A 25,863-nucleotide genomic window follows, 5' to 3' on the forward strand; every position below is an offset into this window, starting at 1 on the left:
TCTTAGAAATCCGCATGACCTGGGGTGCGCGCGAAAGGAATCACGTCGCGTATATTGCTTACGCCCGTAGCGAACATCAGGAAGCGCTCAAAGCCCATGCCGTAGCCGGCATGCGGCACGGAGCCGTAGCGGCGGAGATCCGCGTACCAGTGGTAGCTCTCGGGGTCGAGTCCGTGATGCGCCATGGCAGCCTCGAGAAGATCCAAGCGCTCTTCACGCTGGCTGCCGCCGATGATTTCGCCGATGCCCGGCACCAGCACGTCCATGGCGGCCACGGTTTTGCCGTCGTCATTCTGGCGCATGTAGAATGGCTTCAGCGTTTTGGGATAGTTGAAGACCGTGACCGGGCTCTTGAAGTGTTCCTCTGCGAGGAACCGTTCGTGCTCGCTCTGCAGGTTCTCTCCCCAGGCCACGGGGTACTCGAACTGCTTGCCACTCTTCAGCAGCACCTCCACGGCATCCGTGTAGCTGATGCGCTGGAAGGGCTTCTCCAATGTGTGCTGCAGTCGGGTGATGAGATCCTTGTCGATGAATTTGCTGAAGAACTCCAGCTCCTCACCGCAGGTCTCGAAGAGTTTCTTCAGCAGGAACTTTACGTTTTGCTCGGCCAGTGTCATGTCGGCATCGAGATCAAAAAAGGCCATCTCCGGCTCAATCATCCAGAACTCCGCGGCGTGGCGTGCCGTGTTGGAATTCTCCGCGCGGAACGTGGGTCCGAAGGTGTAGATGCGGCTCAGTGCACACGCGAAGGTCTCGCCTTGAAGCTGGCCGCTCACGGTGAGGTAGGCGGGCTTGCCAAAGAAATCCTGGTCCGGCTTGGCACTGCTGCCCTGCGGCAGCGTCGTCACACGGAACATCTCCCCGGCGCCTTCACAATCGCTGGCGGTGATGATGGGCGTGTGCACATAAAAGAAATCCTGCTCCTGGAAGAACTGGTGGATGGCAAAGGCCATGCGGCTGCGCACGCGGAAGACTGAGCTGAGCAGGTTCGTGCGCGGGCGGAGGTGCGCGATGCTGCGCAGGAACTCCGGCGTGTGCCCTTTCTTCTGCAGCGGGTAGGTACCGTCCGCCTCGCCGAGGATCTCGACATTCTTGGCCAGTAGCTCGTAGGACTGCTTGGCGCCGGGGGAGGCAACCAGGTCACCGGTCACGCGGACGCTCGCTCCCGTGAGGATCTTTGGGTACAGGTCTGCGCAGGGAAGCGTGAGATCCGCCACCACCTGCAGCTCGCGCAGGCAGGAGCCGTCATTCAGCGAGATGAAGGTGCAGGCCTTGGAATCCCGGCGGGTGCGCACCCAGCCCTGCACGGTGATGTCCTGTTGCGGTGAAGTCGAGGCGAGCAGGGCGCGGATGTTGGGCGTGGGCATGGGTGATTGGTGACTGGCTGTCTGTCTCTCTCTATACGAAAACGCTCGGAATCGCAAAAAAGTCACACGGAACGCCGCGCAATCAAGCCGCCGTGCATCCCACTTGGCAGCTGACACGATTTCAGGATAAGATCACTTTACCCACATGCTCCCGATGAGACGCTCTTCCTGGTCCTGGCTTTTCCCGCGCACCACATCCTTTGCCTATCAGCAGTTTGGCGGGGGAGGGGGCCGGGGCCGGTCGCCGTTCTCTGGGTGTGGCATGCGCGTCATCATCATCGTGGCAATTGCCGGATTTGCCCTGTTCAAGTATTTCAACCTGCCCACGGAGACGAACAAATTCACCGGCCGCGAACAGCGGCTGAATCTCAATGCCAAGGAGGAGATTGTCCTCGGGTTGAACTCCGCGCCGCAGATGGCGCGCCAGTTTGGCGGGCTTTCGTCGGACGAACGCGCGCGGGCCTACGTGTCTCGCGTGGGCGCGAAGCTGGTCAATGACACCGACGCAGACATGACGCCCTACGGCAAGAATTTTGAGTTTCACCTGCTCGCCGATCGCAAGGTGGTGAACGCCTTTGCGCTGCCGGGAGGACAGATTTTCATCACCGAGGCGCTCTTTCGGCTTCTGAAAACGGAGGACGAGCTTGCGGGCGTCTTGGGACACGAAATCGGGCACGTGGTCGGCCGACATTCCTCAGAGCAGATGGCCAAGAGTGATCTCATCAATGGACTCACCACTGCTGTGGTGGTGGGCGCCTCCGGAGAAAATGGAGGCATGGAAGCCGCACGCGTTGCCCAGATGGTGGGCCAGATGGTCAACATGAAGTATGGCCGCGGCGATGAGCTGGAATCAGACAAGCTCGCCGTACTCTTCCTCCTGCAAGCCGGCTACGACCCGGAAGCTATGATCCGCGTCATGGAAGTCCTGCGCGACGCCTCCGGCGGTGGCAGCCAACCCGAGTTCATGAGCACGCACCCGGCTCCCGCAAACCGCATGGAGGTCATCAAGGCGGAGATCGCCAGGCTGCGCAAGGAAGGCAAGGACAAGCGCGGCGGTACCGGCGAAGCGCCGCTGGTGGAGATCAAGGAGTAGGTCCGGTTTCAGGCTGATGCCTCGGTCATCAACGGCATCAATCGGCATCACAGCTCCAGTTCCATGCCGTCCCTGGCGAGGAGGCACTCTTTGAAACGCTCCTGGCACAGCTTCTCCATGCGCGACAGGAAGTCATCATCATGGTCGGGGTCGTGGTGCGTCATCGCCAGCCGCTTCACCCCTGCCATCTCCGCCACCTGCAAGGCCTGATCGTAACTGCTGTGCCCCCACCCGCGCCGGCTCGCCAGTTCTTCCGCCGTGTATTGGGCCTCATGAACCAGCAAATCCGCGCCCTTCGCCAGCGCAACGACGTTGGGGTCAATCTGGTCCCCATGCTCCACATCCGTGCAGATCACCAACACCTTGCCCTGACGCTCGATTCGGAATGCGTAGGCGCCTCCCGGATGGTTGAGCTTCTGTGACGTGATCTTGGTAGCCGCATTGGAGGTGACTCCGAAGTGCTCTGTGGCTTTCTCCAACTGAACAAACTGGAAATCCGCTCCCATATGGCTCAGTTGCACCGGAAAGTATACGGATTGCATCTGCGTCTCGAACACCTCACGCAGACTGCTGATGTTCTGCTCCTCGCCCAGCGTCAACACCGTGAGCTTTTGCTTCGGATCGTAGGCAGGGCCGAAAAAGGGAAACCCCTGAATGTGGTCCCAGTGGAAATGCGTGAAGGCGAGAACTATCTGTTCCTGCTCATGCCCCATTGCCCGGAGATCGCGCCCCAGATTCCTGACGCCCGTCCCTGCGTCCACAATCGCAATCTGGTTGATGTCAGGAAACGTGATCTGGAAGCAGGTGGTATTGCCTCCGAACCCTTGAAAGCCCGCATCGCATACCGGGATCGAACCCCGCGTTCCGTAAAATTTCAACTTCATAGGGTTTGGCGCCGTGCAGCCGGGGGCATGTGGTGGAAGTAGCCATTGAATCGCTGCAAACCGGATTTCCGCAACGTGTCTGTCTTTAATCGCCACAAAATTTTGTCGCCATCGACCGACCCAATCGCGTCATGCTGTCCCATCGCTCTTCACCGCCCAGCGTAACTTCGCGGGTGCCGCTCTCGAATTGTCCCGCACTTCCGTAGATGAGGGACGGACCACTTCCTCGCTTATTTCCGCATACATCCCCGCCCGCAGTCCCTCCTGAAAGGCACGCTTCACCCGCCGGTCCTCGCCACTGTGGAAGGTGAGCACCGCCACCCGTCCACCGGGGCGAAGTGCGTCTGGCAAGCTACGCAACCAGGTATCGAGCACGGAAAATTCCTCGTTCACCGCGATGCGTAGCGCCTGGAACACACGCCGGATGGTGTCCTGCTTCTCCTCATCATCCAGATGTGGAGGCAAGGCACTGCGAATGGCACGGGCGAAAACTGTGGTCGTCGGGAACGTGCGCTGCGCCAGTGCCTTGGCCAGCGAGGCGGCTCGCGGCTCGTCGGCGTTCTCAGACAGCATCGCGGCAAGCGCCTCCGCACCCAGTTTCTGTACCAGCGCACTGGCAGGCTGGCCTTTTTGCGGGTTCATCCGCATGTCCAGCGGGCCTTCCTCCTTGAAGCTGAATCCACGCGCGGGGTTGTCGATCTGCATGGAGGACACCCCGAGGTCGGCCAGGATGACATCGGCGCCATCCGTCCATCCCACCTCCGTGAGTACCTTGCGCAGACCGGCGAAATTGGTGCGTTTCACCAGCAGCGATTCTTCCGGGAAACCGAGCGCTCGCATCCGTGCCTCCGTCCTGACGATCTCGATGGGATCCTGATCCAGCGCCAGCAGCCATCCGCCCGGCTGCACCGCCTTCAGTAGTTCGCTTGCGTGCCCTCCATGCCCCAACGTGCAATCCACCGCGCGCCCTCCAGGCTGCGGCGCGAGCACCTCCATGATCTCCCGTACCATGATGGGCACGTGCTGCCCCGCGGGCGTCTTGCCGCCGGCACGGACCTTCGCCACGGTATCGGGATACCTGGAAGGATCGTGCTCCTTGTACTTGTCCTCAAACCGGCGTGGGTTCTTTCCCTTGTACCGGATGCGGCGCTTGTGCGGCGTCGGAGCGGGGACGGGGGGCTGCGGTTCAGATTCTTCGTTCACGTTCACAGTTCGGTGTACTTCGCATTGGAGCCATGGGCCTTTTCTACCGGGTAGCGCAGCTCATTGCGTGCAAGCTTGGCCAGAATGGCGTCTTCCACCGAGATGCCCAGATTGTGCGCGAATTCAAACAGCAGCATGGCCACGTCGGCGACCTCATCCCGCAGGTAGTCATGCTTCTCCCTCGCCACCGCATCCGCTTGCTCCTCCGTCTTCCAGACGAAAGGCTGCATCAGTTCCCCCGATTCCGCGGCAATGGCCATCGCGAGGTCCTTGGGGTTGTGATACTGCATCCAGTCCCGCGCATCGCGGAAGGCGCAGATGCGGGAAGTGAGTTCTTCGATGGTCATGGGCCGAACATGCTGGTGGCACCCGTGGCAGCAAGGCGAAACATGCCCTGATTTCCCGGCCAGTCCGAAGGCGAACGGAGCGCGGAGGAAGAAAAACCGATGGAATGGAATGAATTCCTACTGCTTCATGGAAGCCATGAGGTACGTGCTGCTGTTTTTCCTTCCTATTCTCACCTCGTGTGTGGTTACGGGAGATTCGAAGCTGAACGTACGGATCGTCGACAAAAACACGCACGAGCCAGTGACCGGAGTTCCCGTCATCGCTCAATATGTAACTGTGGCTTTCGGGCCGATGGCGGTCCCAAGAGTCGTCAAAAGGACTTCGGACGCCAATGGTAGCGTCACGTTCGAGAGGCTGGCGGACGGGTATTGGGATGTGATCGTCCAGTCGAGGAGTGGAGAGCAGCAGGACGCGTTCTTTTTTATCTGGGAAGGACAATTGAGTGTAGAGGCCAGGACGACAAAGGATGGTGGCTACTTGGGAGGTGTAACAGGGAACCCCTACGCCGACCCCGCCGCTCCGGTGGTGTTTTACGCGAGGCTGGTGCCGTGAAAAGCCGGTCACCGCTCCCAAGCCGACTCATTCGAGTGCAGTACGGGGTTCAGTCATTCGCCCTGCGTTGACCTTGAGCGGCGGTTTTCACTCTGCCGGAGATAGATCTCTTCTTGCCTCATCGGGCTCATTGCCTAAACTGCGCCCCCCATTCCTATGCGCGACCACGTCAAACTGTTCATCCCCGGCCCCGTCGAAGTCTCGCCCGATACCTACGCGGCGATGTCTGCTCCCATGGTGGGGCATCGTGGCAAGGGGTTCCAGGACCTCTACGCTGAAATCCAGCCCAAGCTGCAGACCCTCTTCGGTACGACGCAGCTCGTGTACATCAGCACCTCCTCCGCATGGGGCGTGATGGAAGGCTCCATCCGGAATCTCGTGAAGAAAAAGGTGCTCAACTGCTGCTGCGGCGCCTTCTCAGACAAGTGGTACGACGTCTCCCTCCGCTGCGGCAAGCAGGCGGAAGAACTCAAGGTGGAGTGGGGCCAGGCCATCACGGCCGAGCTCATCGACGCCAAGCTCGCCACCGGCGAGTTCGACGCGCTAACCCTCGTGCACAGCGAAACTTCTACCGGCGTGCTGAACCCGGTTGAGGAAATCGCCAAGCTCAAGGCGAAGTACCCGGACGTGATGTTCATCGTGGACACCGTCTCCAGCTTCACCACCGTGCCGATGAACTTCGACGCGCTGGGTATCGACGTCCTCCTTACCGGCAGCCAGAAGGCCTTCGCCATGCCGCCCGGCATGGGCCTCTTCACCGCCAGCGAGGCCGCCTACGAGCGCTCCGCCTCCATCAAGGACCGCGGCTACTACTTCGACTTCCATGAGTTCAAGGCGAACGGGGAGAAGAACATGACCCCTAGCACGCCGTGCATCTCCCTGATCTACGGCCTGCGCCACCAGCTCAACAAGTTCTTCGCTGAAGGGCTCGAGAACCGCTATGCCCGCCACGCCCGTCTCAATGCCCTGGTGCATGACTGGGTGAAGCGCAATGGCTTCGAGTTCTTCGCTGCCGAGGGGTACCGCTCCAAGGGCCTCACCTGCGTGAAGAACAACAAGGAGATCGACGTCGCCAAGTTCTCCGACCTCCTCAAAAAGCGCCACAAGCTCCTGATCGACGGCGGCTACGGCAAGATCAAGGGCAAGACCTTCCGTCTCTCCAACATGGGCGACGAAACGGACGAGACCATCGGCGAACTCATTGCGGCCCTCGACGACTGCCTCGCGGCGCTCTGAAGCCCAGTAGTCTCATGACTCCCTGCGCCATCCTGTGTGCGGAAGCTGGAAACGGCCTCCGCCCGGGGATGGCGATATTTTTGTATGGCATTCACCCTGTCCGCCATGCGATTTGCCGCGTAAGCATTTAAACGGGCGCTCCACTTCCTCATCATCCGCCCACCGAAGCATGTCCGATACCCCCGCATTCTCCCCCTTCTCTCCGGTGGAAGCCATCCTGGCCGACATCCGGGCTGGCAAAATGGTCATTGTGACCGATGACGCGGACCGCGAGAACGAAGGTGACTTGGTCTGTGCCGCTCATGGAGCCACGGCAGAAGCGGTGAACTTCATGGCGAGGTTTGGGCGGGGGCTCATCTGTGCCCCGGTCTCAGAGGAGTACGCCCAGCGTCTGGGTCTTACCGCCATGGCGAGGAAGAACCGGGATGCCTTTTCCACGAATTTTACGGTAAGTGTGGATGCCGCTGAAGGAATCTCCACCGGCATCAGCGCTCCCGATCGGGCAAAGACCATTTCCGTGCTGGCGAATCCCGCCAGCAAGGAGGGCGACCTCGTGCAGCCGGGACACGTGTTTCCTCTTGTCGCGAAGAACGGCGGCGTGCTCCGCCGAGCTGGCCACACAGAAGCGGCGGTTGACCTCGCCCAGATGGCAGGCCTGGAGCCAGCGGGCGTGATCTGCGAGATCATGAACGATGACGGCACCATGGCCCGGTTGCCGGAGTTGGTGAGGTTCGCCAAAGAGCACGACCTGAAGATCTGCACCATCGAGAGCCTGATCCGCCATCGACAAGAGCGCGAGAAACTCGTTGAGCGTGAACAGGTCATCAAGATGCCCACCGACTACGGCACCTTCGATTTGCACCTCTACCGGAGCAAGCTGGATGGCGAGCACCACCTCGCGCTGGTGAAGGGCCAGATCGATGACGGCGAGCCGGTGCTGGTGCGCGTTCATAGTGAGTGCCTTACAGGCGACGTCTTCGGCTCCCGCCGCTGCGACTGCGGCGGTCAGCTTCACGCTGCCTTAGAGCGCATCGAGCAGGAGGGCAGGGGAGTCCTGCTCTATATGCGCCAGGAAGGGCGTGGCATCGGGCTGCCCGCCAAGATCCATGCCTACAAGCTTCAGGAAGAAGGGCTCGATACGGTGGAAGCCAATCTCAAGCTCGGCTACCCCATGGACCTCCGTGACTATGGCTTGGGAGCCCAGATTCTCTTCGATCTCGGCGTGCGCCAGATCCGACTCATGACCAACAACCCGCGCAAGGTCGTGGGCTTGGAAGGCCACAAGCTGCACATCGTAGAGCAGTGTCCGATCCGCGTGGAGCCAAACGAGCACAACGCCAAGTACCTGGAGACGAAGCGCACCAAGATGGGGCATGATTTGTGAAGGGGCGGCTTGCCGAAATGTGGGATTCCGTAGGGACAACCGCTTCCACGGTTGATCTGCAACCCATTCGCCAGTAAGTCTCCCGCCCCATGTCCGAAGCCGCCCCTCCACGCCCGCGCAGTTCTTCCTCGCGCGCGAACATCGCCATCGTAGCCAGCCTGTACAACGAGCCCTACGTGAATGCGATGCTGGACGCGGTCCGCACCGAAATTCAGGAGCTCATGCCGGACGCCCAGGTAGTGACCTACCGTGTGCCTGGCGCATTTGAGATTCCCGTCTGCGCGGAGTTCGTGCTGCGCAATACCGGAGCCGATGCGCTGGTGGCCCTCGGCGTCATCATCCGCGGCGAGACTGAGCACGGCGACCTCGTAGGAGCCTCTGTTACCGATGCCCTCATGCGCATGGCCGTGGCTCACGTGACCCCGGTGGTGCATGAAGTTCTGCTCGTGGACAGCGAAGAGCAGGCTGAGGAACGCACCATGCGCGAACGCCTCAACCGCGGCACTGAAGCCGCCCGTGTCGCCGTGAATATGGTGCAGCTCTTTGAAAAGCTGCGCGTCACCTTTCCCTTTCCCCAAACTCCGGCGTAACACGAATCGATGGCAAAACCACCAGGAAAACGCCGGGAAGGCCGTCAGTCGGCCATGCAGTATCTCTTTGCCAATGACTTGCATGGCGAAGTGAGCGACACGGAACGCAATGCGTTCTGGGATCTTCACATGGCAAAGAACGACGTGCGTGAATACGCCGAGCGCCTCATCAAGGGTATCCTGACCTTCCGCGAGGAGATCGATGCCCGCATCGCCAGCGTGCTGCAGAACTTCAGTTTCGAGCGCCTAGGCACCGTGGATCGAAACATCCTGCGGCTCGCCGTGTACGAGCTGCTGCATGAGCAGGACGTACCCCGCCCTGTGGTCATCAACGAAGCCATCGAAATCGCGAAGGTCTTCGGCGATACCCAGACGCGCGTGTTTGTGAACGGCGTGCTCGATCGCATCGCCAAGACGCTGCCTCCTGTCACTACCGCAGGCTAACGGGAGACCTGCCTGCACCCGTACTGGCAGCCAACTCACCGCTCAACCACAGCAACCAATCGCCAACTTCCTTAATGGCCGGCTTCTTCACCAAACTCGTTCAGCGTTTCACCAAGGCGGAAATCGACTGGGATGATCTCGAAGAACAACTCATCGCCGGTGATTTGGGAGTGAAGCTCTCCATGCAGATCGTGGAGGATCTGCAGGCCCAGGCGAGGAAGCTGCATGATGTGGACATCGTGGAGGTGACGAAGAAGCACATCCGCGCGCTCCTGCCGGCGTACACCCCGCCGTTGCCGCCGCTGATCTCCGGCAAGCCCAAGGTGGTGCTTGTGGTCGGCGTGAACGGCACCGGCAAGACCACCTCGACGGCCAAGCTGGCCAATTTCCTCAAGAAACGCGGCAACAGCCTCGTGCTCGCCGCAGCCGATACTTTCCGCGCCGCGGCCGTGGAGCAGCTCGAAGTCTGGGCCAAGCGTGTGGACGTCCCGCTGGTGAAAGGCCCGCCGAATGCAGACCCCGCTGCCGTGTGCTTCGATGCCTACACGTCCGCGACGGCGAAGCATGCGCAGTTCCTGATCTGCGACACCGCAGGCCGCCTTCATACCCGGCACAATCTCATGGAAGAGCTGCGCAAGGTGCAGCGCATCGTCGGCAAGAAGGACACCACGGCACCGCATGAGGTGCTGCTGGTCGTGGATGCCACCACGGGTGGCAATGCCTTGCAACAAGCACGAGAGTTTCACAAGGCCGTGCCTCTTACCGGCATCATCGCCACCAAGTTGGACGGCAGTGGCAAGGGTGGGGTGGTCGTGGCTATCCAGCAGGAGCTCGGCATTCCTACCCGCTTTGTAGGCACGGGCGAGCAGGTGGACGACTTCGCCGCCTTCAATGCGGATACCTATCTCGACCAGATGTTGTAGGATGTCCTAGGTGCCCTTCCTTGGAAGGATGGCGCTGCTTCAATCGTTTGAATATGATGGATTCACCCACATTCTTTTGCGATTCACCTCTGCTGCCATGCGCGCAGGATCGCAAGGAATGCGCTGCAAGCCTCCTCGTGAGGCCGTAGTGATCCCAAAGACTGGAACTATTTCTGACTATCCCCCATGACTGCCACTGAGAATTCCACCCTTGTTCCAACGGAACACACGGATCCCATCAACGCCCAGATCCTGGCCGTGTCGGAGGACCAGATAAAAGGCTTCCACAAGCATCCGTTCCAGTTCGTGGCGGAGAAGAGTGGGTTGCCTCTTGAGACCGTCCTTGAGCGCGTACAGGCCATGCTGAGCGCGGGCGTGATTCGTCGCGTGCGCCAGACCCTGCTGGCCAACAAGCTCGCCGACGGCGGGCTCGTGGCGTGGAAGATGAACTCGAATGACAAGCTGGATGCCGCCTTTGACTTCATGTTCAAAGAAGATCCCTTCAGTGGTCACGTGGTGCTGCGCTCTACCGACCGCGAAGTGAGTGGTTCCGACTTCCGTCTCTGGACGACGGTGAAGGTGCCGCAGGGCAAGGAGATCTCCGAGCATTGCGATGCCTTGAAGCGTCTGGTGGGCGCTGAGCAATACATCATCATGCAGCCCAAGGGCATCTTCGCCCTCGGCGTGGGCCATGTGCGCCGCAAGACCATGGAGATTGGCTCCAAGGCAGACGAACCTGCCGAGATGATCACGCCGGACATCGTGGACCTCACCCAAGAGGAGTGGGACGTGCTCATCGCCATGAAACGCGACTTCAAGCCGGAGGAAATCGTTCCAGAAATCTGGGCCGCTCGCGCGAAGGAAGCTGGAGTGAGCCTTGACCGTTTCTGTGAAGTGGCGCGTGGTTTTGAAACGAAGGGCATCCTCGGTCGTTTCTCCACCTTCCTGGAGCACGTGAAGCCCTCGCAAACGGGCGTGCGCGTGACACGCTTCAACGCACTCTTCCACTGGCGTGTGCCGGAAGGCATGCAGGCTCGTGCCGGCAGCGAAGTGGGACGCCACGACATCATGACCCACGCCTACTGGCGCGAAGGTGGCCCCCGGTTCGCCAATGCGAACATCATGGGCGTGGTCCACGGCACCGACAAGCAGCGCGTGCTCGAGCACAAGGCCGCCATCGACCGCCACCTGGAAAGCATCGGCATTCCTGTGCTTTACACGAACGTCTTCTGGGGCGGTCGCAGCGAGATCAAGCCGAGCGAAATCTCACCCAAGGTCTATGCCGAATGGCACACCAAGTGGGCGGGGAAAGCGGATGTGATCTAACCGCAGACGCAGAGCCAAAACGCGACATTTCACTTTAAGGAGCGGGGGCATTCTTGCCCCCGTTTTTGTGTCGCGGAATCTTCGGTACAGAAGGGACCAGAAGGTCCCAAGTGACACGTTGGAATTCCGATACACTTGCACGGCTTGCCAGCCGAATGGGGACAAAAATGTCCCCACTCCTTGGCACGTCGCCTCCTACAAGAGGCAACAACACTTACGCCGCCGGTGGCGCCGTGACATCGTCTGCCTTCTCTTCGGGAACCTCTACCTCCTTCTTGGGCCACTTCAGTGAAGCAATGACAGAAGTGGCAAGCACTGCGAAGATCACGGCCAGGGAAATGCGCGTGTCGATCTTGATGACATCCGCCAGCACCATCTTGGTACCCACAAAGCCGAGGATGATGGCCAGGCCATAGTGGAGCAGGTGGAACTTGTGCAGGATACCGGAGAGGGCGAAGTACATGGAACGCAGGCCGAGGATGGCCATGACGTTCGAGGTGTACACAATGAAGGTGTCCTTCGAGATGGCGAGGATGGCCGGGATGGAGTCCACCGCAAAGACGAGGTCAGTCCACTCCACAAACACCAGCACCACGAAGAGCGGCGTGGCAGCCTTCACCCCGGTGGGCAGGCGGGTGAAGAAATTCTGGCCTTCCAGCGAGGGACTCACAGGGAAGAATTTCCGCACCAGCTTGAGCACGGGATTATGCTCGATTTCGAGGTGCTGTTCCTCGGAGCGCCACATTTTGATCGCGCTGTAGATCAGAATGCCGCCGAAGAGGTAGATGATCCAGTGGAACTGGTTGATGAGCGCCACACCGGCCACAATCATGATGGCCCGCATCACCAGCGCACCCAGAATGCCCCAGAAGAGCACGCGGTGCTGGTACATCGCCGGGATCCGGAAGTATTTAAAGATCAGCGCGATGACGAAAATGTTATCCACGCTGAGCGACTGCTCGACCAGATAGCCGGTGAGGAATGTCAGCGCCGCTTCACCACGATGAACCGGGTCATAGCCGCCCACAACACCGAGGTAAATCAGCAGACAGAAGATGAGCGCCAGGGTGACCCATACGCCTGTCCAGACGAGCGCCTCCTTCGTCTTCACCTCGTGCGCCTTTCGGTGGAACACACCAAGGTCGAGGGCCAGAATCAAAAGGACGAAGACGTTAAAGACGATCCACCAGGTACCTGTCACGGGTTATTGAGAAGTAGTAGTTGAGGTTGATTCGAGCGCAGTGGGAGCTGCGGTCTGGATGTTTAAGGAGAAACTGCGGAAAAGAAAACTTAAGGCGCCAGGAGGGCGGCCAGGCTCCGGGCATCATTGCCGCGGTTGGCCGTCACCTCAAGGCGCCAGTTGGGGGAATTGGGAAGCTTATTCGTCGCTGCTGCGTCCGCCCACGAGCAGGGGAAGCAGGTGCCAGATCATGTAGGCGAGTGACGTGATGAAGGCGGCCACGTAAGTCCAGGCAGCGGCGTTGAGCACGCTGCTCACGGCACTGGCCTCCTCCTGGGTGCGTACAATGCCGAGGTCATTCAACACCAGCTTGGCTCGCCGGGTGGCGTCGAACTCGACTGGAAGGGTAATCAGGTTGAAAAGCATGATCACACCCCAAGCCACCCCCATGATCATGAACATGGTGGGCATTTTAATCATGCCGGTGAACAGGCCCAGAATCGGCAGCCACATTACGATCTGGCTTGCAATCGTGGTCACGCCCACAGCAGCCATGCGCCAGTGGAGGGGAGCATAGGCCACTTTGTGCTGGATGGCATGTCCGGCTTCGTGTGCAGCCACACCGACAGCGGAGGCAGAGCGGCCATGGTAGTTGTCTGAGCTCAGCACCAGACGCTTGTTCGTGGGATCGTAGTGGTCGCCGAGCATCTCCTGATGCTCGAAGATCTGCACATCCCGGATGTCCGCGCGCTGAAGGATGAGCGCGGCAGCCTCCGCGCCCGTCATGCCGTTGGCCACGGGGGTTTGTAGGTGCTTGCGATAGACGCTTTTGACACGCCAGGATGCCCAGAGGGACAGTCCCAAGGTGCCAAGGAAAAGAATCCAAATCATAGGGTTGGGGGATTAAGGTTGAGGTATTTATCTAACAATGAGTACGCTCTTTTCAGAAGAAGCGGACGTGTACATTAGTGCCACCATCTCGTTGGATGTTGATGAAGAAAATTCTATGCAATTCTTAGGATTAAACTAAGAATGGATGCCAAACCGATGGAATGGCTGAACTATCATCACCTGCGATATTTCTGGAGTGTGGCCAAGGAGGGGAGCATGCGCGCCGCGGCGGAGAAGCTGGGCGTCTCGCAACCCTCCATCAGTACACAGATCCACCAGCTCGAGGAGTCGCTGGGTACCGAGCTGTTTCGCAAGAAGGGAAGGACCCTGGTGCTAACTGATACGGGGCGCACAGTCTTCAACTACGCCGAGGAGATCTTTGCCCTGGGTCGCGACTTGTTGGGCGCGGTGCGGCATGGACCGCTGAGCCGGCTCGCGCCCTTTCACGTGGGCCTCACGGACACACTGCCGAAACTCGCAGCTGCAGAAATTTTGCGTCCGGTATTCCAGCTTCCGCAACCAGTGCGCGCAGTGTGTCATGAAGACGATCTCGAAGACCTGCTGCCCATGCTTGCTACGCACCGGCTGGACATTATTCTGGCGGATGAACCGTCTCCCAGCAGCGCCAAGTTCAAAACCTTCAATCATTCACTGGGCACGTGTGGGGTGACGCTTTGCGCTCCGCCGAAGGTCGCGGCCAGACTGCGGCAGGGCTTTCCCAAGTCTCTGGATCGCGCTCCGGCACTGCTGCCTGCGGAGCATTCCCCACTGCGGAGAATCCTCGATCCATGGTTCGATGAGCATCAGGTGCGGCCTGAAGTCATCGCAGAGTTCGATGACCCGGCGCTCATGCAGGTGTTTGCGCTGGACGCTCCGGGATTTTTCCCCCTGCATGCTGTAGCGGTTGATGAAGCGGTGAAGCGGTATGGCTTCCGCACCATCGCCACGCTGGAGGGCGTGCGCAGTGAATTTTTCGCAATAACCGCGGAGCGCAAGCTCAAGCACCCTGCGACCGTGGCCGTGACCCAAAACGCTCAGGAACGTCTGTTGGGTTGACGCGCTTCACGCGATTCACTATTAAAAAACAAACACCAACGCTTCACTCACATGCAACTACATCTTAGCCCTCGCAATCTCAAGCTCACCGCTGCTATCCACCAATACGCCGCCGAGAAGGTCCTGCACCTCGAAGACCTCGCCGAGGAGATCATGGCCGCACACGTGGTGCTCATCAACGATGAAGCGGCTCGTGCCCAGAAGAAATTCACCGTAAAGGCCCACCTCGCGGTGCCCGGCCCGGACATCCACGCCCAGGAATCTGGTGAGGATCTCTATGCTGCACTTGATAAAGTGACTGCAAAGCTCGCACGCCAACTCCGCAAGCGCCACACAGCGCTGATCGACAAGAAGCGCCAGAAGAAGCAGCGCCTCAAGGAAGCCGCCAAGAAGCGGGGTGCGTGAGCATTTTTGCCAAACCATGTTCGTTCGTAATACAGGGTTTGGCGCCTGAGACATGCAGCAAGGCGACTCTGGTTTGTTGCCAGAGCGTTTTGCGTCGCGGAGTGCGGCCACCGCCTCATTCGGTGGTCAGGTCTTGTTCCGTATGCCGGCTTCGATGTTGTTTCCGTCCGGATCCAGCAGATAGGCGGCATAGTAGCCGTCCCCGCCATCTTCCGGCGCACCGTTATCCTTGCCTCCATGTGCCAGCCCAAGGGCGTAAAACTCGTCCACGGCCATTTTGCTTGGAGCAGTGAACGCGAGATGGATCGGACGATGGGTGGAGGGTGAAAGGGATGCGCCGTAGTAGTCACCACGGGCAGGTCCCACCCACAAGAATGGAAACTCTGATGTGCCAGCAAAAATGACGGCATCCCACTCCGGCTGACGCTCCACGATATGGATTCCGAGGGGAGCCAGGCAGCGCTCGAAAAAGGGAACGCTCCGTTTGGGTTCTGAGACAAAAATGCCGATGTGATCAAACATCTGTTTGTGGAGTGTCGGGTTGAGGTGACCAGACGAGAGCGTGTCGCCTGACTCTCGCAACTATGGCGCAACGCGAGAGGTTTCCACCAGTGAATTTCACGCAAGGAAGAAGAGCGGAGCACGTTGAAAAAGGCGCATGCGTGCTTTCTCCACACTCGTCCTCCTCGTCGCCACCTGCCTATGCTCCGCAGTTACCATCCGCGCGGAAACTCCGCCCAATGTGGTGCTCATCATCTCCGATGACCACCACTGGGGCGACTACAGTTTCATGGGGCATCCTGAGGTGAAGACGCCGCACATGGACAAGCTGGCCTCCCAGAGCCTGCTGTTCACGCGCGGCTATGTGCCCTCCAGCCTCTGCTGCCCCTCGCTGGCCACCATCATTTCCGGCCAGTTTCCGCACCAGAATTACATCACCAGCAATGATCCTCCCGGCTCATCCGATCAGAAGCTGAAGCAGAACGATCCCGTCTTCATCGAAGGACGGGAGAAGTTCAACAAACACATGGATCAGCTCAACACCCTGCCGCGGGTGCTGGGCAAGCAGGGGTATCTCAGCTTCCAGACGGGCAAGTGGTGGCAGGGGAATTTCGCCCGTGGGGGCTTCACCCACGGCATGACGAAGGGCAGCCGTCATGGAGACGATGGGCTCAAGATTGGTCGCGAGACCATGCAACCCATGTATGACTTCATGAAGATGGCGAAGGATGAGAAGAAGCCCTTCTTCCTCTGGTACGCGCCCTTCCTGCCGCACACCCCGCACAACCCGCCGGATCGCCTGCTCGCGAAGTACAAGGACAAGGCACCTTCACCGACCATCGCCAAGTACTGGGCCATGGTCGAGTGGCTGGATGAAACCTGCGGCGACCTGATGAAGCACCTCGATGAGCAGGGACTCGCGGAGAACACCATCGTCATCTACGTCGCGGACAACGGTTGGATTCAGGATCCTGAAAAGCCCAAGTACGCCCCGCGCTCCAAGCAGAGCCAATATGATGGCGGTCTGCGCACACCCATCATGGTGCGCTGGCCGGCAAAGCTGAAGCCCAGCAAGAGCCAGGCTCTCGCGAGCAGCATCGACATTGCGCCCACCGTGCTGCGCGCTGCGGGCATCGAGGCACCCAAGGAGATGACCGGACTCAATCTGCTAGACACCGCCGCAGTAGACGCGCGGAAGACCATCTACGGTGAAATCTTCACGCATGACTCGCAGAACATCGATGTACCCGCCGCGAGCCTCCGCTGGCGCTGGATGATTGATGGAGACTACAAAATTATCGTCCCGGATTCCAAGAACGAGCCCGATGCGAAGGTTGAACTCTACAAGATTACCACAGACATCAACGAGGAGAGGGATCTCTCGCTGACGCAAACGGAGCGCGTGAAGGAACTGACGGCAAAGCTGGACGCGTGGTGGAAGCCGTAGGGAAGTTTTCAGTAAGCAGTGGCCAGTGTTCAGCAATCATAACTGACTACTGGTTACTGACCTGCTGGATACTCTGGCGAGCAGCTTCTAGAACGCCATCTTCCTGCCTTCCTCATCCACCCGCACCTGCGTCACCGTGGTGCTGAAGACGAGATCTGCCGCGCCGGTTTGCAAAGACTCTGCGTAGACCTCCACGAGATAGCTTACCGAAGTGGTGCCGGCGCGTGATTTCGTGGCCTCGAAGCGCAGCACCGTGCCGCTATGCACGCTTTTGCGGAAGACCACTTCATCCATCGCCACCGTGACGAGGCGGCAGCCGGGATGTTCGTGACTGGCGGCGATCCAGGCTATCTCATCCACCCACTGCAGAAGATGCCCGCCAAAGAGGAAACCGTAGTGATTGAGGTGCTCGGGCAGAACGAGGCGGCGGTTTTCCATGGGGTATTCTGCGTTGTGGAATGGTCGATGTGCAAGGTGAATTGGGGGGCTGGTCTCTGGTGATAGTGTTTAAGTTCTCAATCACCGAAGCTCCTCTGCGTCTCCGCGTTTCATTCGTCCTGCCGTCCTCACCCTTCGGGCTGCTTCGCAGTCGTCTCGCTCCGCTCGGCACTGTGTTGAATCCAATGCACTCGACCACACCCATGATAGCAGCCGAATTGAAGAACCCAGTTGCTTCATCCACGCTCCCGCTCACTGTCACTTACCGACTATGCCAGAAGGATTGACCTACCATGAACTCCAGGGACCCGCGCTTGAGCCGTGGCTGGATCAGCTTGGGAGCCTGCGTATCGCCGTGTTTCACGACTATCCGTACCTCTATGATGGTTCACTGGAATACGAACGCGAGTACCTGCGCACCTATTCCCAGTCTCCAAACAGCCTCGTGGTGCTGGTGACCAATGCTGGCAATGAAGTCGTGGGCGCCACCACGTGCATCCCGCTGACCTGTGAAGGACCGGAATTCCAGGCTCCCTTCATCGAGCACGGTTTTGAGGTGCGTGAGGTCTGCTACTTCGGTGAATCCATCCTGTTGCAGGAGTTGCGGGGACAAGGGGTGGGGAAGGAATTCTTCCGCCGTCGCGAGGCCCACGCTACGAAGCTCAGGGCACGATGGACCGGATTCTGCGCCGTGGACCGCGACCCCGCAGATCCGCGCCGCCCGGCTGGCTACCGCCCCCTGGACACCTTCTGGATCTCCCAAGGCTACACGAAGCGTCCCGAGATGAAGGCCACCTTCGTATGGAAAGAAACAGACGAAGAATCTGAATCTCCCAAGACCCTTACTTTCTGGCTCAAGGAATGGACACGCTGAACATCGATCTCTGGACCTGTGACGTGGGCGCTGAAGCAGCATCGCCGCAGGCCTTCGCCAATCTACTGAAGGAACGCGTGCTCGAAAGCTGGAGCAAGGGCGCTGACGTGGCCGTGCTGCCCGAGTACTCGTGGATGGGACTGGAGCGCTTCGTCAGCGGCGAGGACAAACTGGCAGGTGTGGCGGATCTCTTTTGGAATGAAATCTGGCCTGGGCTCAAAGCAGAGCTTTCACGCAAGGATCGAGCCGTGGTGCTGGGCACGGTGCCCTTTCGCACACCCAATGGTACCTGGAGAAACCGTGCACCGATTCTGTGTGGCGAAAGGGAACTACACCAGGATAAGCTCTGCCTTACTCCCTGGGAGAAGGTCTTTGAAGGAGGCGAGGCCCTGCACGTATGGACGCTGCACGGCGTGAAATTTGCCGTTGTGATCTGTCTCGATATCGAGGTGCCGGAGATCTCGGTGGCCCTGCGGGGCAGGCAGGTCGACTGCGTCCTGGTGCCCAGCGCCACGGAGAGCATCCTGGGCGTGGAGCGAGTGGGCCGCTGTGCCTCGGGACGTGCCGTGGAGTTGTGTGCTTTTGTTGGTGTATCACAACTGGTGGGAAAGGCTGAGTCGGAACTCGTGGATGAAAATGTGGGCAAGCTGGCGTGGCATGCGCCCTCACAGTCCGCCTTCAAGCACAGCCTTAGAGAAACGATCAGCCCGGTCTTGCTTGAAGATGGTTTCCACTGCCTGCGGGGAGAACTGCATGCGAAATCCCTGCGCCGTGCTCGCAAGATGTTGGTGGAAACCAATCCTGCACACTTGACGCCGGGAACGATTCTCGTGCAGGATGACGCCTGATTAGGCATTCTGTGTGCTCACATCATTCAAGGTGCTGTGCCTGGCAAATCTCAACCAAGGACGGACTCATGAAAAACCTGCTGAATGAATTCAAGACGTTTGCCCTCAAGGGCAATGTGATCGACCTCGCGGTCGGTGTCATCATCGGAGCCGCGTTCGGAAAGATCGTTTCCTCTGTGGTGGAGGATCTCATCATGCCCGTCGTGGGTGCGATCTGGAAGGCTGACTTCAGCAATATGTATGTGGGGCTGAGCTCCGAGGTGTACAAGGCGGTGGAGACGGCCGAGAAGGCAGGCGCTCCCTTGTCGCTCGGGGATGCAAAGAAATTCGGACCGGTGTTCGCCTACGGCAGCTTCATCACCGTTCTGATCAACTTTGCCATCATCGCGTTCTGCGTCTTCCTCTTGGTAAAATTCATCAACAGGCTTGCGAAGAAGAAGGCTGAAGAACCTGCACCCGCCGCTCCGGCGGAAGATGTGAAACTGCTGACCGAAATTCGCGACCTGCTGAAGGCTCAGCAGGGAGGCGGAGCCAAGTAGCAGGCCGGTCCGTGGAACATCTCATTTCGGCGATAGTTTGAGGTCATCCCGGCGTTTCCGCCTGTCATGACCTTTGCACGTCTTCCCATCCTCGCTCTGGCGCTTGCCACAGGCCTGCCGGCGGTATCTCCGCGCCCGGCTTCCGCGGCTGAAGCCAAGCCCAAGCAGCCGAATATTCTCTTCATCTTCTCGGACGACCACGCCTACCAGGCCATCAGTGCCTACAAGGACCCGCGTCAGCTCATCGAGACGCCCAACCTCGATCGCATCGCAAAGGAGGGCATGCTCTTCAACCGGTGCATGGTGCCCAATTCCATTTGCGGCCCCAGCCGCGCCGTGGTGCTCACGGGGAAGTACAATCACATCAACGGCTTCCTCAACAACAGCAACTCCCGCTTCGACAACACCCAGCCCACTTTTGTGCGTGACCTGCATGGAGCCGGCTACCAGACGGCCGTGGTCGGTAAGTGGCACCTCATGACAGATCCGGTGGGCTTCGATTACTGGCACATCCTTCCCGGCCAGGGCGTGTACTACAACCCACCGATGATCGACAACGGCAAGCCCGTGAAGCACGAGGGCTATGTGACCGACATCATCACCGACCTCACGCTCGACTGGCTGAAGAATCGCGACAAGACCAAGCCCTTCCTCATGATGTGCCAGCACAAGGCGCCCCATCGCGAGTGGGACCCGCCGATCCGCCATCTCGGGTGGAACAAGGGCAAGCCTTTCGCCGAACCCGCAACGCTCTTCGACGACTACGAGAATCGCGGCCAGGCCGTGCGTGACCAGGACATGACGATTGAGAAGACTTTCACCCCAAAGGACGCCAAGCTCGCCACGCCTCCGCAGCTCAATGCCGAGCAGAAAGCCGCTTGGGACGCCTACTACGGCCCTCTCAATGCCGAGTTCGAGAAGCAGAATCCCCAGGGGAAGGACCTCGTGCGCTGGCGCTACCAGCGCTACATGCATGACTATCTGGCCTGCGTGAAGGCAGTGGACGATGGCGTGGGCCGTCTCCTGAAGTATCTCGATGACGAGGGTCTCGCGGAGAATACCATCGTGGTCTATGCCGCCGACCAGGGTTTCTACCTCGGTGAGCACGGCTGGTTCGACAAGCGCTGGATCTTTGAAGAATCCCTCCGCACCCCGCTGATGGTGCGCTGGCCGGGGAAGGTGAAGCCCGGCAGCGAGAACAAGGAAATCGTTTCCACGGTCGACTTCGCAGAGACCTTCCTGGAAGCCGCAGGACTGCCCATTCCGGCGGACATGCAGGGGAAGAGCCTCGTGCCGCTGCTGGCCGGGAACACGCCGTCTGACTGGAGAAAGAGCTTCTACTACCACTACTATGAGTATCCCGTGCCCCATCACGTGCGCCCGCACTACGGAGTAGTGACGGACCGCTACAAGCTGGTGCACTACTACGCTCCAGATGTGGACTACTGGGAGCTCTATGACCGTGAGAAGGACCCTAATGAACTGCGCAGCTTCTACGGGAACCCGGACTATGAGAAGGTGACCGCTGAATTGAAGACCGAAGTGCAGCGTCTCCGCACCGAGCTCAAGGTGCCTGAGAAGGAAGAGCCCTGGTTCTACGGCGGTCGCAAGCCCGGCCAGCCCGGACCCGGGGAAGGCAAGGGTGGCGCTGGGGGAGGACAGGGGAAGAAGAAAGCGCAGGCTACTGGAGCTGAGCCCGGCAAATGACCATTCATGGTGGATGCCCCAGTGATAGAAATATTGTGCTCGACAGTAATTGTCCCAAGGATCTAACATCCCCATACGTGCAGGAGGTCATCTCCGTAGGTGGCTGACCTGTAGCGCATTCACCGTTAATACAACCCGACCATCCCATGAAAGCTCTGCTCACCATTCTCACCGTCTCTGCGATGATGACCTCGTTCTCGTTCGCAGCAGATTCCAAGTACAAAGAAGGCGGCTGCTGCGACAAGGCTGCCAAGAAGGGCGAAAAGTGCCAGCATCCCTGCTGCGTCGATGCCGAGAAGGCTGGCAAGGTGTGCGAAAAGTGTAACAAGAAGTAGCCGCCACCTGCTACACCCGGAATCTCTGAAGGCCAGTCCATGCGCGAGCAGGACTGGCTTTTTTGTTTAGGGGATTGCCCTCCGCGCCTGCAACCTACGGTGAGACCTGCTGCGGCGATTCAAGCAGCTTTAGACGATGCCGACTTGCCGGTGCAGTTCCTGGAAGTCGTAGCAGTTCCAACCTTCGTGGATCTGGCCATCGCGCACTACCGCAAAGGTCATTCCCTCGAAATCCACTGGTGCATGGGTCGCCGCCACACCCATACCCTCGCCGCGATGTGTCCCGGTGACCTTACAGTGGCAGGCGACCAGGTCGCCCTCGCAGACCGTCCTCATGGGAACGATTTTGATGTCGCGAAAACGTGCGAAGAAGGGTTTGAAGGAGTCAAGTCCCGTAGTCGGACTGCCTTCCGGTACCGGTGGCAGTCCGTGGAAGATGGCGTAAGGGCCATCAGTTCATCAATGGCTGAAGCGTCTCCCACAAGTCCAAACCCGCTCAAACCATGCCTCGATAATTGCTCGATTGGAATTGCTCATGATGATGAGTGATTGGTGGGTTGCCCGTTTCGCGAAAATCAGAGCTCCCCAGCTGGGAGAGGAGGTCGGAGCAGGGATGGAGAAATATGCACCGCTGGCAGCACTGTGCAATGGAGTGCCCAGTGGGAGCACCGCGTCCCGGAGACGGGGGCCCATAGCGAGCAAGGTTGGTTGTGCCCCGGCCAGTTCACACGGCAGTTCCCAGCTTGAATTTTTCGGCAAATTCCGCTGGCGCAAAACACGTTGCGAGTTATATAAACCTCCGCCTTGTACGCCAAGCGCAGACAAAGGCGCGGTTAGCTCAGTGGTAGAGCACGTGCTTCACACGCACGGGGTCGCAGGTTCGAACCCTGCACCGCGCACCATTTCTCCTTTTTAACAGGTGCCTCGCATGGCCCGCCAATCGGAGAGATTCAGGCACCCATTCAGCAGGTTCTGCGGTCACTTCTGATGGTCGATCTCGACACCGAATCAGTATGTGTTGGCCTCGACAGGCAAACGATAGATTCGGACATCCCGCCGCCGTTCGCTGTCCCACGCGCGTTGCTCGGAGTTTTGCAGCTCCAAAACAAGATACTCGGATGCCCATGAAAACTCGGCAGTAAAGTAGCTTCCGACTTCCTCCTGAAACAAAATGGCGTTGTCCTCCGCGCGAAGAATCATGAAGACGTAGGGAACATCGGCCGGTTTAGCAGCAGAGTAGGGGCGAGATCGTGGTCGCGTCCGGTATTGTTCCGGCGGACGGCAGGCAACGACGAAAATGCAGGAACCTTTTGCCAGAGCGCACCATTGGGGACCTCCCAACTCGAGGCCTTGATCCGAGAGCAATTGCTCGATGCCCTCATGCGTTTCATTTGAAGTCGGGATGCCTCCATAGAAATACCGGGCGGGGCCGCGTCCCCGCTGGTAATACGACTGCACCTTTTCCCTTCCGACGACGCGACCGTTTGTCGGATTGAGGATTCGTCCTGCCATGGTTACAATTTGCCCAGTCACAATCTCGCAGGGACCGTCACCCTCGTTTTCGCAAGGTAGATACTCAAACAGTTTGAGAAGCGGATCAGCCCAGCCACCTAGGCGAGTCCAGAGTTTACGACCCGTATGGTGATCGATAGCATAGATGCCGCTCCCATGATCCGTGGTACCAACGATGACGTCTGATTGCAAAGCAAAGAAGCTTCCAGGCTTTCGATGATGCTGCCGCCAAATGACTTCGCCGGTCATGGCGTCGTATCGCGTCCACCATCCCCCCAAGCGGGGAACGGTAATGACAGATTGCCCAAGAGCATGACCCACGCGCCCCTCGATCTCTTTCGCCCAAAGCAACGAAATCATTTCCTTGCAATACTACCATCACATACGGCCTTGCGTCAGGTCTATTAATAAACGTCAGTCGATCCCAGGGCCTCTGTCGCCATCCCCGAATGCACTTTCATGCTGGGTGCCAGTGGAAGTACGACGCTACAGCACAATGTTGTTCTTGCTCTCCAAGGTTGGCGGCAGATCGGTTTCCCCCAGCATGGCTCGCAGTTCAATCTCGGCGGTGCGGCACATTTGGGAGATTGGAACGTCATTCGGGCCTCCGTCAAACGGGCACGCAGTGCTGTCGCCCACTTGTTCCAGGGAGGTGTAGAGCCAGGACAGCAGGATGCTGAAGGGAATCACCAGCCACACCATGTTTCCGTTCATGACCCCATCGACGCTCTCGTTGAGTTTGTCGAACTCCCGCAACAAGCCAAACGGCAGGAGAAAGCAGAACAACTTTACAAAGATGCCATTGATGGTCGCGAACTGCCGTGGGTAGGGGAAGTCCTTGATGCGTTCGCTCTTCCCTTGCAGCAGAAAGAAATCCCGGAGCGTCTTCTGCATGTCGATGAAGTGAGCCACCACGAATGCCTCCTTGTCCAAGAGCTCTCTGATCGCTTTGCTTTGCGTACTCATGAGGTGAGTCGCCTTGTTCTGAGAAGAGAGAATCTCCTTCGACTCTTGCGGCGAAACATATTTCGCCAGCTCACTCTCCAGTGAAGTCTCTCGTTCAGGGACAGAGTACAACCTCGAATACCGGATGTTGTTTGCCTTGTGTGAAGATTCCCAGGACCGGGACTCTCTCATCTGATACCGCAGCGCCACCAGCCAGGCGAGATGGCGATACACGAGTTCCTTCGACTTCTCGGGATTCTTGAGATAGTCCCGGCTCATGGCTCCCCAGGCCCTGCTGCCGCTCAAGATGTCCCCCCATATCTGGCGCGCCTCCCAAATGCGGGCGTAGGTCTGCGAGTTCTTGAAGCCGACAATGAACGCCGTGGCGGTGCCAAGCAGCGCCACCACCGTCCAAGGAATGCCCAGCCATTTTAGTCCCACCATCTCATAGCAAACCACGGGCACGACACCGAGGACGATGAGCAGGTAGATATCCCGCTTGGTCCAGGCGATGAACTCTGATAGCTTGTAGGATCTGCCAGTGTGCATGAGTGTTTAGGATAGGAGTCGCCTCTTGGGTAAAGGCCAGCAGACATGCCAAGGTCAAGGCGCCAGCGTATTGTCAGCTCTTGGAATTGCAGATAAACCTCTCATGTAAGGTGTGCCAGGAACTGGGTGAAGCTGAGTGCGACCTCGGCAATATCCTCGAACTCCGGTTCCCTGCCAGTGACAACTACCCCCGATCGATCTCCCACACGGATCGCATAGAACGAGTAGCCGTCGCCCACTCCTAGACTGATGGGAATGTGCGCATCCCAAAACTCCCGAATCTGGGCAACCAGCTGTTCGTCGCCCGCAGCAGATTCGACACTAAGCGTCTCCCATGCATCATGCTGCCAAGCGTGATGCTCGTGGAGATCGAAATCTGCTGGAGCAAGAATCCAACGTGTTTCGTCAGAGCTGACGCATTCATCCAGCCCCGTGACAAAGTCGATGTAGTCAGGCGGAAGCCACGGATACCGGGAGCGCAATGATAGTGGTAAATGGACTGGCTGAGGATGCCATTGGCAAGTCCATCCCAGGCTTCGAAGTCGTGCGATATGGCTAGTGAATGCAGATGGATCCATGGAACTCAACTAATCAACAACAACCTCATCTCACCCGGCTGCGTCGCAGGCGCTCGGTGGATACAGGGCGGCACAGGACAATCGGGATACTGGATGGCAATACGCCAGAGATTGCCCAAGCCGAAAGTGTACGGCTGCGCGTGGGGCAGGGGGGCGTAGTGCAGATCGTAGCAATTGTCCTGCAAGTGTTCGCGAAACCCTTCATCATCTTCGCCACCGAAACGCTCCAGCAATACGGCGCGCGTCTCCGGCACATCCACACGACGCACCGCCTCTTCATTGCGCAGTCCCTCGGAGGTGGCTCCGAAGTAGGTGCAGAGGTAGGTGTCTGCCATGGTGGTGGCGCTGTCGACGTGGAAGGAATACACATCCGTGGGCACAGGCTCGCCATCCATCTCACGCAAGCCGGTATGCACACAGTCCAGGTTTGGCTGCAGGTCCCGGGAACGCAGCAGTTCTTGGTCTGAAAGGAGAATGTCTCGCGCGAGCAGGCCCGCCTCGCTCAGGTTGAGCGCTTGTAGGTCTTCATCGTCCACACTGACAATGCCATCGCTCACTCCAAGGGCGTTGACGATTTCACCGAAGTCCCCCTGCAGCTCCCGCTGCCAGCAGAGGGCATTGAAGTCTGAACCGAAGGGTGTCGACACCAGTTCCTCGAAACTGTGTACCACCTTGACGCGGAAGTATTCGAACTCGGGAAGCATGATA

General features: G+C 58.9%; 29 protein-coding genes and 1 tRNA gene. 17 read left to right on the forward strand and 13 right to left on the reverse strand.

Going from position 1 to position 25,863, the window contains the following annotated elements:
- Positions 1–2 precede the first annotated feature (2 nt).
- The gene (gene asnS / locus G5S37_RS14410; protein ID WP_165205088.1) at positions 3–1,367 is read right to left on the reverse strand and encodes an asparagine--tRNA ligase; all 1,365 of its coding nucleotides are present in this window, start codon (positions 1,365–1,367) and stop codon (positions 3–5) included.
- Positions 1,368–1,629: 262 nt separating this feature from the next.
- Here asnS and G5S37_RS14415 point away from each other — a divergent pair, with 262 nt between their 5' ends.
- Complete coding sequence (locus tag G5S37_RS14415; protein WP_165205090.1) at positions 1,630–2,460, forward strand: M48 family metallopeptidase; 831 nt, start codon at positions 1,630–1,632, stop codon at positions 2,458–2,460.
- A gap of 47 nt (positions 2,461–2,507) precedes the next feature.
- Here the strand turns inward: G5S37_RS14415 and G5S37_RS14420 are convergent, their stop codons facing one another.
- From G5S37_RS14420 to G5S37_RS14430, 3 genes are all read right to left on the reverse strand, one after another.
- Entirely contained in the window at positions 2,508–3,344 is an 837-nt protein-coding gene (locus G5S37_RS14420; protein ID WP_165205092.1) for an MBL fold metallo-hydrolase, read from the reverse strand.
- A 129-nt stretch (positions 3,345–3,473) separates the two neighbouring features.
- Positions 3,474–4,547 carry a 16S rRNA (cytosine(1402)-N(4))-methyltransferase RsmH gene (rsmH, locus tag G5S37_RS14425; protein WP_165205094.1) on the reverse strand — a complete coding sequence of 358 codons (1,074 nt, stop codon included), beginning with the start codon at positions 4,545–4,547 and terminating at the stop codon, positions 3,474–3,476.
- A gap of 2 nt (positions 4,548–4,549) precedes the next feature.
- Positions 4,550–4,894: a nucleotide pyrophosphohydrolase gene (locus G5S37_RS14430; RefSeq protein WP_165205096.1), complete on the reverse strand. Its 345-nt coding sequence runs from the start codon at positions 4,892–4,894 to the stop codon at positions 4,550–4,552.
- A 109-nt stretch (positions 4,895–5,003) separates the two neighbouring features.
- Between G5S37_RS14430 and G5S37_RS14435 the strand changes: the two genes are divergently transcribed.
- From G5S37_RS14435 to G5S37_RS14465, 7 genes are all read left to right on the forward strand, one after another.
- A complete protein-coding gene (locus tag G5S37_RS14435; protein ID WP_165205098.1) occupies positions 5,004–5,447 on the forward strand; it encodes a hypothetical protein in 444 nt (147 codons plus the stop codon).
- A gap of 156 nt (positions 5,448–5,603) precedes the next feature.
- The gene (locus G5S37_RS14440; protein WP_165205100.1) at positions 5,604–6,683 is read left to right on the forward strand and encodes an alanine--glyoxylate aminotransferase family protein; all 1,080 of its coding nucleotides are present in this window, start codon (positions 5,604–5,606) and stop codon (positions 6,681–6,683) included.
- Positions 6,684–6,852: 169 nt separating this feature from the next.
- Entirely contained in the window at positions 6,853–8,067 is a 1,215-nt protein-coding gene (locus tag G5S37_RS14445; protein ID WP_165205102.1) for a bifunctional 3,4-dihydroxy-2-butanone-4-phosphate synthase/GTP cyclohydrolase II, read from the forward strand.
- A gap of 89 nt (positions 8,068–8,156) precedes the next feature.
- Positions 8,157–8,657: a 6,7-dimethyl-8-ribityllumazine synthase gene (gene ribH, locus G5S37_RS14450; protein ID WP_165205103.1), complete on the forward strand. Its 501-nt coding sequence runs from the start codon at positions 8,157–8,159 to the stop codon at positions 8,655–8,657.
- 9 nt (positions 8,658–8,666) lie between these two features.
- Positions 8,667–9,101, forward strand: coding sequence for a transcription antitermination factor NusB (gene nusB, locus G5S37_RS14455; protein ID WP_165205105.1), 435 nt, complete (start codon positions 8,667–8,669; stop codon positions 9,099–9,101).
- A 74-nt stretch (positions 9,102–9,175) separates the two neighbouring features.
- Entirely contained in the window at positions 9,176–10,024 is an 849-nt protein-coding gene (gene ftsY / locus G5S37_RS14460; RefSeq protein WP_165205107.1) for a signal recognition particle-docking protein FtsY, read from the forward strand.
- 186 nt (positions 10,025–10,210) lie between these two features.
- A complete protein-coding gene (locus tag G5S37_RS14465) occupies positions 10,211–11,350 on the forward strand; it encodes an Lrp/AsnC family transcriptional regulator (protein ID WP_165205109.1) in 1,140 nt (379 codons plus the stop codon).
- Between the two features lie 214 nt (positions 11,351–11,564).
- Here G5S37_RS14465 and G5S37_RS14470 read toward each other — a convergent pair whose 3' ends face one another.
- On the reverse strand, positions 11,565–12,551 hold the full coding sequence (locus tag G5S37_RS14470; RefSeq protein WP_165205111.1) for a TerC family protein: 987 nt from the start codon (positions 12,549–12,551) through the stop codon (positions 11,565–11,567).
- Between the two features lie 177 nt (positions 12,552–12,728).
- Positions 12,729–13,421, reverse strand: a complete 693-nt coding sequence (locus G5S37_RS14475; RefSeq protein ID WP_165205113.1) for a zinc metallopeptidase — start codon at positions 13,419–13,421, stop codon at positions 12,729–12,731.
- Between the two features lie 141 nt (positions 13,422–13,562).
- On the opposite strand from G5S37_RS14475, the gene G5S37_RS14480 reads away from it, so the two are divergent.
- Together G5S37_RS14480 and raiA are read left to right on the forward strand one after the other, a co-directional pair.
- Positions 13,563–14,477 (forward strand): LysR family transcriptional regulator, encoded by a 915-nt coding sequence (locus G5S37_RS14480; RefSeq protein WP_240914875.1) that lies wholly within the window; start codon positions 13,563–13,565, stop codon positions 14,475–14,477.
- A 51-nt stretch (positions 14,478–14,528) separates the two neighbouring features.
- Entirely contained in the window at positions 14,529–14,882 is a 354-nt protein-coding gene (raiA, locus tag G5S37_RS14485) for a ribosome-associated translation inhibitor RaiA (protein WP_165205115.1), read from the forward strand.
- Positions 14,883–15,008: 126 nt separating this feature from the next.
- Here raiA and G5S37_RS14490 read toward each other — a convergent pair whose 3' ends face one another.
- The gene (locus G5S37_RS14490) at positions 15,009–15,404 is read right to left on the reverse strand and encodes a VOC family protein (protein WP_165205117.1); all 396 of its coding nucleotides are present in this window, start codon (positions 15,402–15,404) and stop codon (positions 15,009–15,011) included.
- A gap of 136 nt (positions 15,405–15,540) precedes the next feature.
- Here G5S37_RS14490 and G5S37_RS14495 point away from each other — a divergent pair, with 136 nt between their 5' ends.
- Positions 15,541–16,830, forward strand: coding sequence for a sulfatase (locus G5S37_RS14495; protein ID WP_165205119.1), 1,290 nt, complete (start codon positions 15,541–15,543; stop codon positions 16,828–16,830).
- Between the two features lie 87 nt (positions 16,831–16,917).
- Here the strand turns inward: G5S37_RS14495 and G5S37_RS14500 are convergent, their stop codons facing one another.
- On the reverse strand, positions 16,918–17,268 hold the full coding sequence (locus G5S37_RS14500) for a hotdog domain-containing protein (protein ID WP_165205121.1): 351 nt from the start codon (positions 17,266–17,268) through the stop codon (positions 16,918–16,920).
- 271 nt (positions 17,269–17,539) lie between these two features.
- Here G5S37_RS14500 and G5S37_RS14505 point away from each other — a divergent pair, with 271 nt between their 5' ends.
- The 5 genes from G5S37_RS14505 to G5S37_RS14525 all read left to right on the forward strand — a co-directional run bounded on the left by G5S37_RS14505 (position 17,540) and on the right by G5S37_RS14525 (position 21,571).
- On the forward strand, positions 17,540–18,142 hold the full coding sequence (locus G5S37_RS14505; RefSeq protein WP_165205123.1) for a GNAT family N-acetyltransferase: 603 nt from the start codon (positions 17,540–17,542) through the stop codon (positions 18,140–18,142).
- Positions 18,130–18,990, forward strand: coding sequence for a nitrilase-related carbon-nitrogen hydrolase (locus G5S37_RS14510; protein ID WP_165205125.1), 861 nt, complete (start codon positions 18,130–18,132; stop codon positions 18,988–18,990). Before G5S37_RS14505 ends, G5S37_RS14510 begins: the two co-directional genes overlap by 13 nt.
- A gap of 68 nt (positions 18,991–19,058) precedes the next feature.
- Positions 19,059–19,529: a large conductance mechanosensitive channel protein MscL gene (gene mscL / locus G5S37_RS14515; protein WP_206026455.1), complete on the forward strand. Its 471-nt coding sequence runs from the start codon at positions 19,059–19,061 to the stop codon at positions 19,527–19,529.
- A 66-nt stretch (positions 19,530–19,595) separates the two neighbouring features.
- Positions 19,596–21,236 carry a sulfatase gene (locus tag G5S37_RS14520; protein WP_165205127.1) on the forward strand — a complete coding sequence of 547 codons (1,641 nt, stop codon included), beginning with the start codon at positions 19,596–19,598 and terminating at the stop codon, positions 21,234–21,236.
- A gap of 146 nt (positions 21,237–21,382) precedes the next feature.
- Positions 21,383–21,571 carry a hypothetical protein gene (locus tag G5S37_RS14525; RefSeq protein WP_165205129.1) on the forward strand — a complete coding sequence of 63 codons (189 nt, stop codon included), beginning with the start codon at positions 21,383–21,385 and terminating at the stop codon, positions 21,569–21,571.
- 129 nt (positions 21,572–21,700) lie between these two features.
- Here the strand turns inward: G5S37_RS14525 and G5S37_RS14530 are convergent, their stop codons facing one another.
- Positions 21,701–22,009, reverse strand: a complete 309-nt coding sequence (locus tag G5S37_RS14530; RefSeq protein ID WP_165211625.1) for an ester cyclase — start codon at positions 22,007–22,009, stop codon at positions 21,701–21,703.
- A gap of 389 nt (positions 22,010–22,398) precedes the next feature.
- Between G5S37_RS14530 and G5S37_RS14535 the strand changes: the two genes are divergently transcribed.
- A tRNA-Val gene (locus G5S37_RS14535) sits at positions 22,399–22,473 on the forward strand.
- A gap of 106 nt (positions 22,474–22,579) precedes the next feature.
- On the opposite strand, the gene G5S37_RS14540 is transcribed toward G5S37_RS14535, so the two are convergent.
- The 4 genes from G5S37_RS14540 to G5S37_RS14555 form a co-directional block, all read right to left on the reverse strand.
- Positions 22,580–23,443: a PQQ-binding-like beta-propeller repeat protein gene (locus G5S37_RS14540; protein ID WP_165205131.1), complete on the reverse strand. Its 864-nt coding sequence runs from the start codon at positions 23,441–23,443 to the stop codon at positions 22,580–22,582.
- Between the two features lie 126 nt (positions 23,444–23,569).
- Positions 23,570–24,577 (reverse strand): bestrophin family ion channel, encoded by a 1,008-nt coding sequence (locus G5S37_RS14545; RefSeq protein ID WP_165205133.1) that lies wholly within the window; start codon positions 24,575–24,577, stop codon positions 23,570–23,572.
- 101 nt (positions 24,578–24,678) lie between these two features.
- Positions 24,679–25,155, reverse strand: a complete 477-nt coding sequence (locus G5S37_RS14550) for an SMI1/KNR4 family protein (RefSeq protein WP_165205135.1) — start codon at positions 25,153–25,155, stop codon at positions 24,679–24,681.
- 5 nt (positions 25,156–25,160) lie between these two features.
- Complete coding sequence (locus tag G5S37_RS14555) at positions 25,161–25,859, reverse strand: hypothetical protein (protein WP_165205137.1); 699 nt, start codon at positions 25,857–25,859, stop codon at positions 25,161–25,163.
- Positions 25,860–25,863 lie beyond the last annotated feature (4 nt).

The sequence above is a fragment of the Roseimicrobium sp. ORNL1 genome (genome assembly GCF_011044495.1).
Classification (GTDB): domain Bacteria; phylum Verrucomicrobiota; class Verrucomicrobiia; order Verrucomicrobiales; family Verrucomicrobiaceae; genus Roseimicrobium.

Bases quoted from the DNA above. Each gene is read 5' to 3' on its own strand.
- asnS (WP_165205088.1), bottom strand. From the start codon at position 1,367: ATGCCCACGCCCAACATCCGCGCCCTGCTCGCCTCGACTTCACCGCAA.
- G5S37_RS14415 (WP_165205090.1), top strand. From the start codon at position 1,630: ATGCGCGTCATCATCATCGTGGCAATTGCCGGATTTGCCCTGTTCAAG.
- G5S37_RS14420 (WP_165205092.1), bottom strand. From the start codon at position 3,344: ATGAAGTTGAAATTTTACGGAACGCGGGGTTCGATCCCGGTATGCGAT.
- G5S37_RS14430 (WP_165205096.1), bottom strand. From the start codon at position 4,894: ATGACCATCGAAGAACTCACTTCCCGCATCTGCGCCTTCCGCGATGCG.
- G5S37_RS14435 (WP_165205098.1), top strand. From the start codon at position 5,004: ATGAATTCCTACTGCTTCATGGAAGCCATGAGGTACGTGCTGCTGTTT.
- G5S37_RS14440 (WP_165205100.1), top strand. From the start codon at position 5,604: ATGCGCGACCACGTCAAACTGTTCATCCCCGGCCCCGTCGAAGTCTCG.
- G5S37_RS14445 (WP_165205102.1), top strand. From the start codon at position 6,853: ATGTCCGATACCCCCGCATTCTCCCCCTTCTCTCCGGTGGAAGCCATC.
- ribH (WP_165205103.1), top strand. From the start codon at position 8,157: ATGTCCGAAGCCGCCCCTCCACGCCCGCGCAGTTCTTCCTCGCGCGCG.
- nusB (WP_165205105.1), top strand. From the start codon at position 8,667: ATGGCAAAACCACCAGGAAAACGCCGGGAAGGCCGTCAGTCGGCCATG.
- ftsY (WP_165205107.1), top strand. From the start codon at position 9,176: ATGGCCGGCTTCTTCACCAAACTCGTTCAGCGTTTCACCAAGGCGGAA.
- G5S37_RS14465 (WP_165205109.1), top strand. From the start codon at position 10,211: ATGACTGCCACTGAGAATTCCACCCTTGTTCCAACGGAACACACGGAT.
- G5S37_RS14475 (WP_165205113.1), bottom strand. From the start codon at position 13,421: ATGATTTGGATTCTTTTCCTTGGCACCTTGGGACTGTCCCTCTGGGCA.
- G5S37_RS14480 (WP_240914875.1), top strand. From the start codon at position 13,563: ATGGATGCCAAACCGATGGAATGGCTGAACTATCATCACCTGCGATAT.
- raiA (WP_165205115.1), top strand. From the start codon at position 14,529: ATGCAACTACATCTTAGCCCTCGCAATCTCAAGCTCACCGCTGCTATC.
- G5S37_RS14490 (WP_165205117.1), bottom strand. From the start codon at position 15,404: ATGTTTGATCACATCGGCATTTTTGTCTCAGAACCCAAACGGAGCGTT.
- G5S37_RS14495 (WP_165205119.1), top strand. From the start codon at position 15,541: ATGCGTGCTTTCTCCACACTCGTCCTCCTCGTCGCCACCTGCCTATGC.
- G5S37_RS14500 (WP_165205121.1), bottom strand. From the start codon at position 17,268: ATGGAAAACCGCCGCCTCGTTCTGCCCGAGCACCTCAATCACTACGGT.
- G5S37_RS14505 (WP_165205123.1), top strand. From the start codon at position 17,540: ATGCCAGAAGGATTGACCTACCATGAACTCCAGGGACCCGCGCTTGAG.
- G5S37_RS14510 (WP_165205125.1), top strand. From the start codon at position 18,130: ATGGACACGCTGAACATCGATCTCTGGACCTGTGACGTGGGCGCTGAA.
- mscL (WP_206026455.1), top strand. From the start codon at position 19,059: ATGAAAAACCTGCTGAATGAATTCAAGACGTTTGCCCTCAAGGGCAAT.
- G5S37_RS14520 (WP_165205127.1), top strand. From the start codon at position 19,596: ATGACCTTTGCACGTCTTCCCATCCTCGCTCTGGCGCTTGCCACAGGC.
- G5S37_RS14525 (WP_165205129.1), top strand. From the start codon at position 21,383: ATGAAAGCTCTGCTCACCATTCTCACCGTCTCTGCGATGATGACCTCG.
- G5S37_RS14540 (WP_165205131.1), bottom strand. From the start codon at position 23,443: ATGATTTCGTTGCTTTGGGCGAAAGAGATCGAGGGGCGCGTGGGTCAT.
- G5S37_RS14545 (WP_165205133.1), bottom strand. From the start codon at position 24,577: ATGCACACTGGCAGATCCTACAAGCTATCAGAGTTCATCGCCTGGACC.
- G5S37_RS14550 (WP_165205135.1), bottom strand. From the start codon at position 25,155: ATGGATCCATCTGCATTCACTAGCCATATCGCACGACTTCGAAGCCTG.
- G5S37_RS14555 (WP_165205137.1), bottom strand. From the start codon at position 25,859: ATGCTTCCCGAGTTCGAATACTTCCGCGTCAAGGTGGTACACAGTTTC.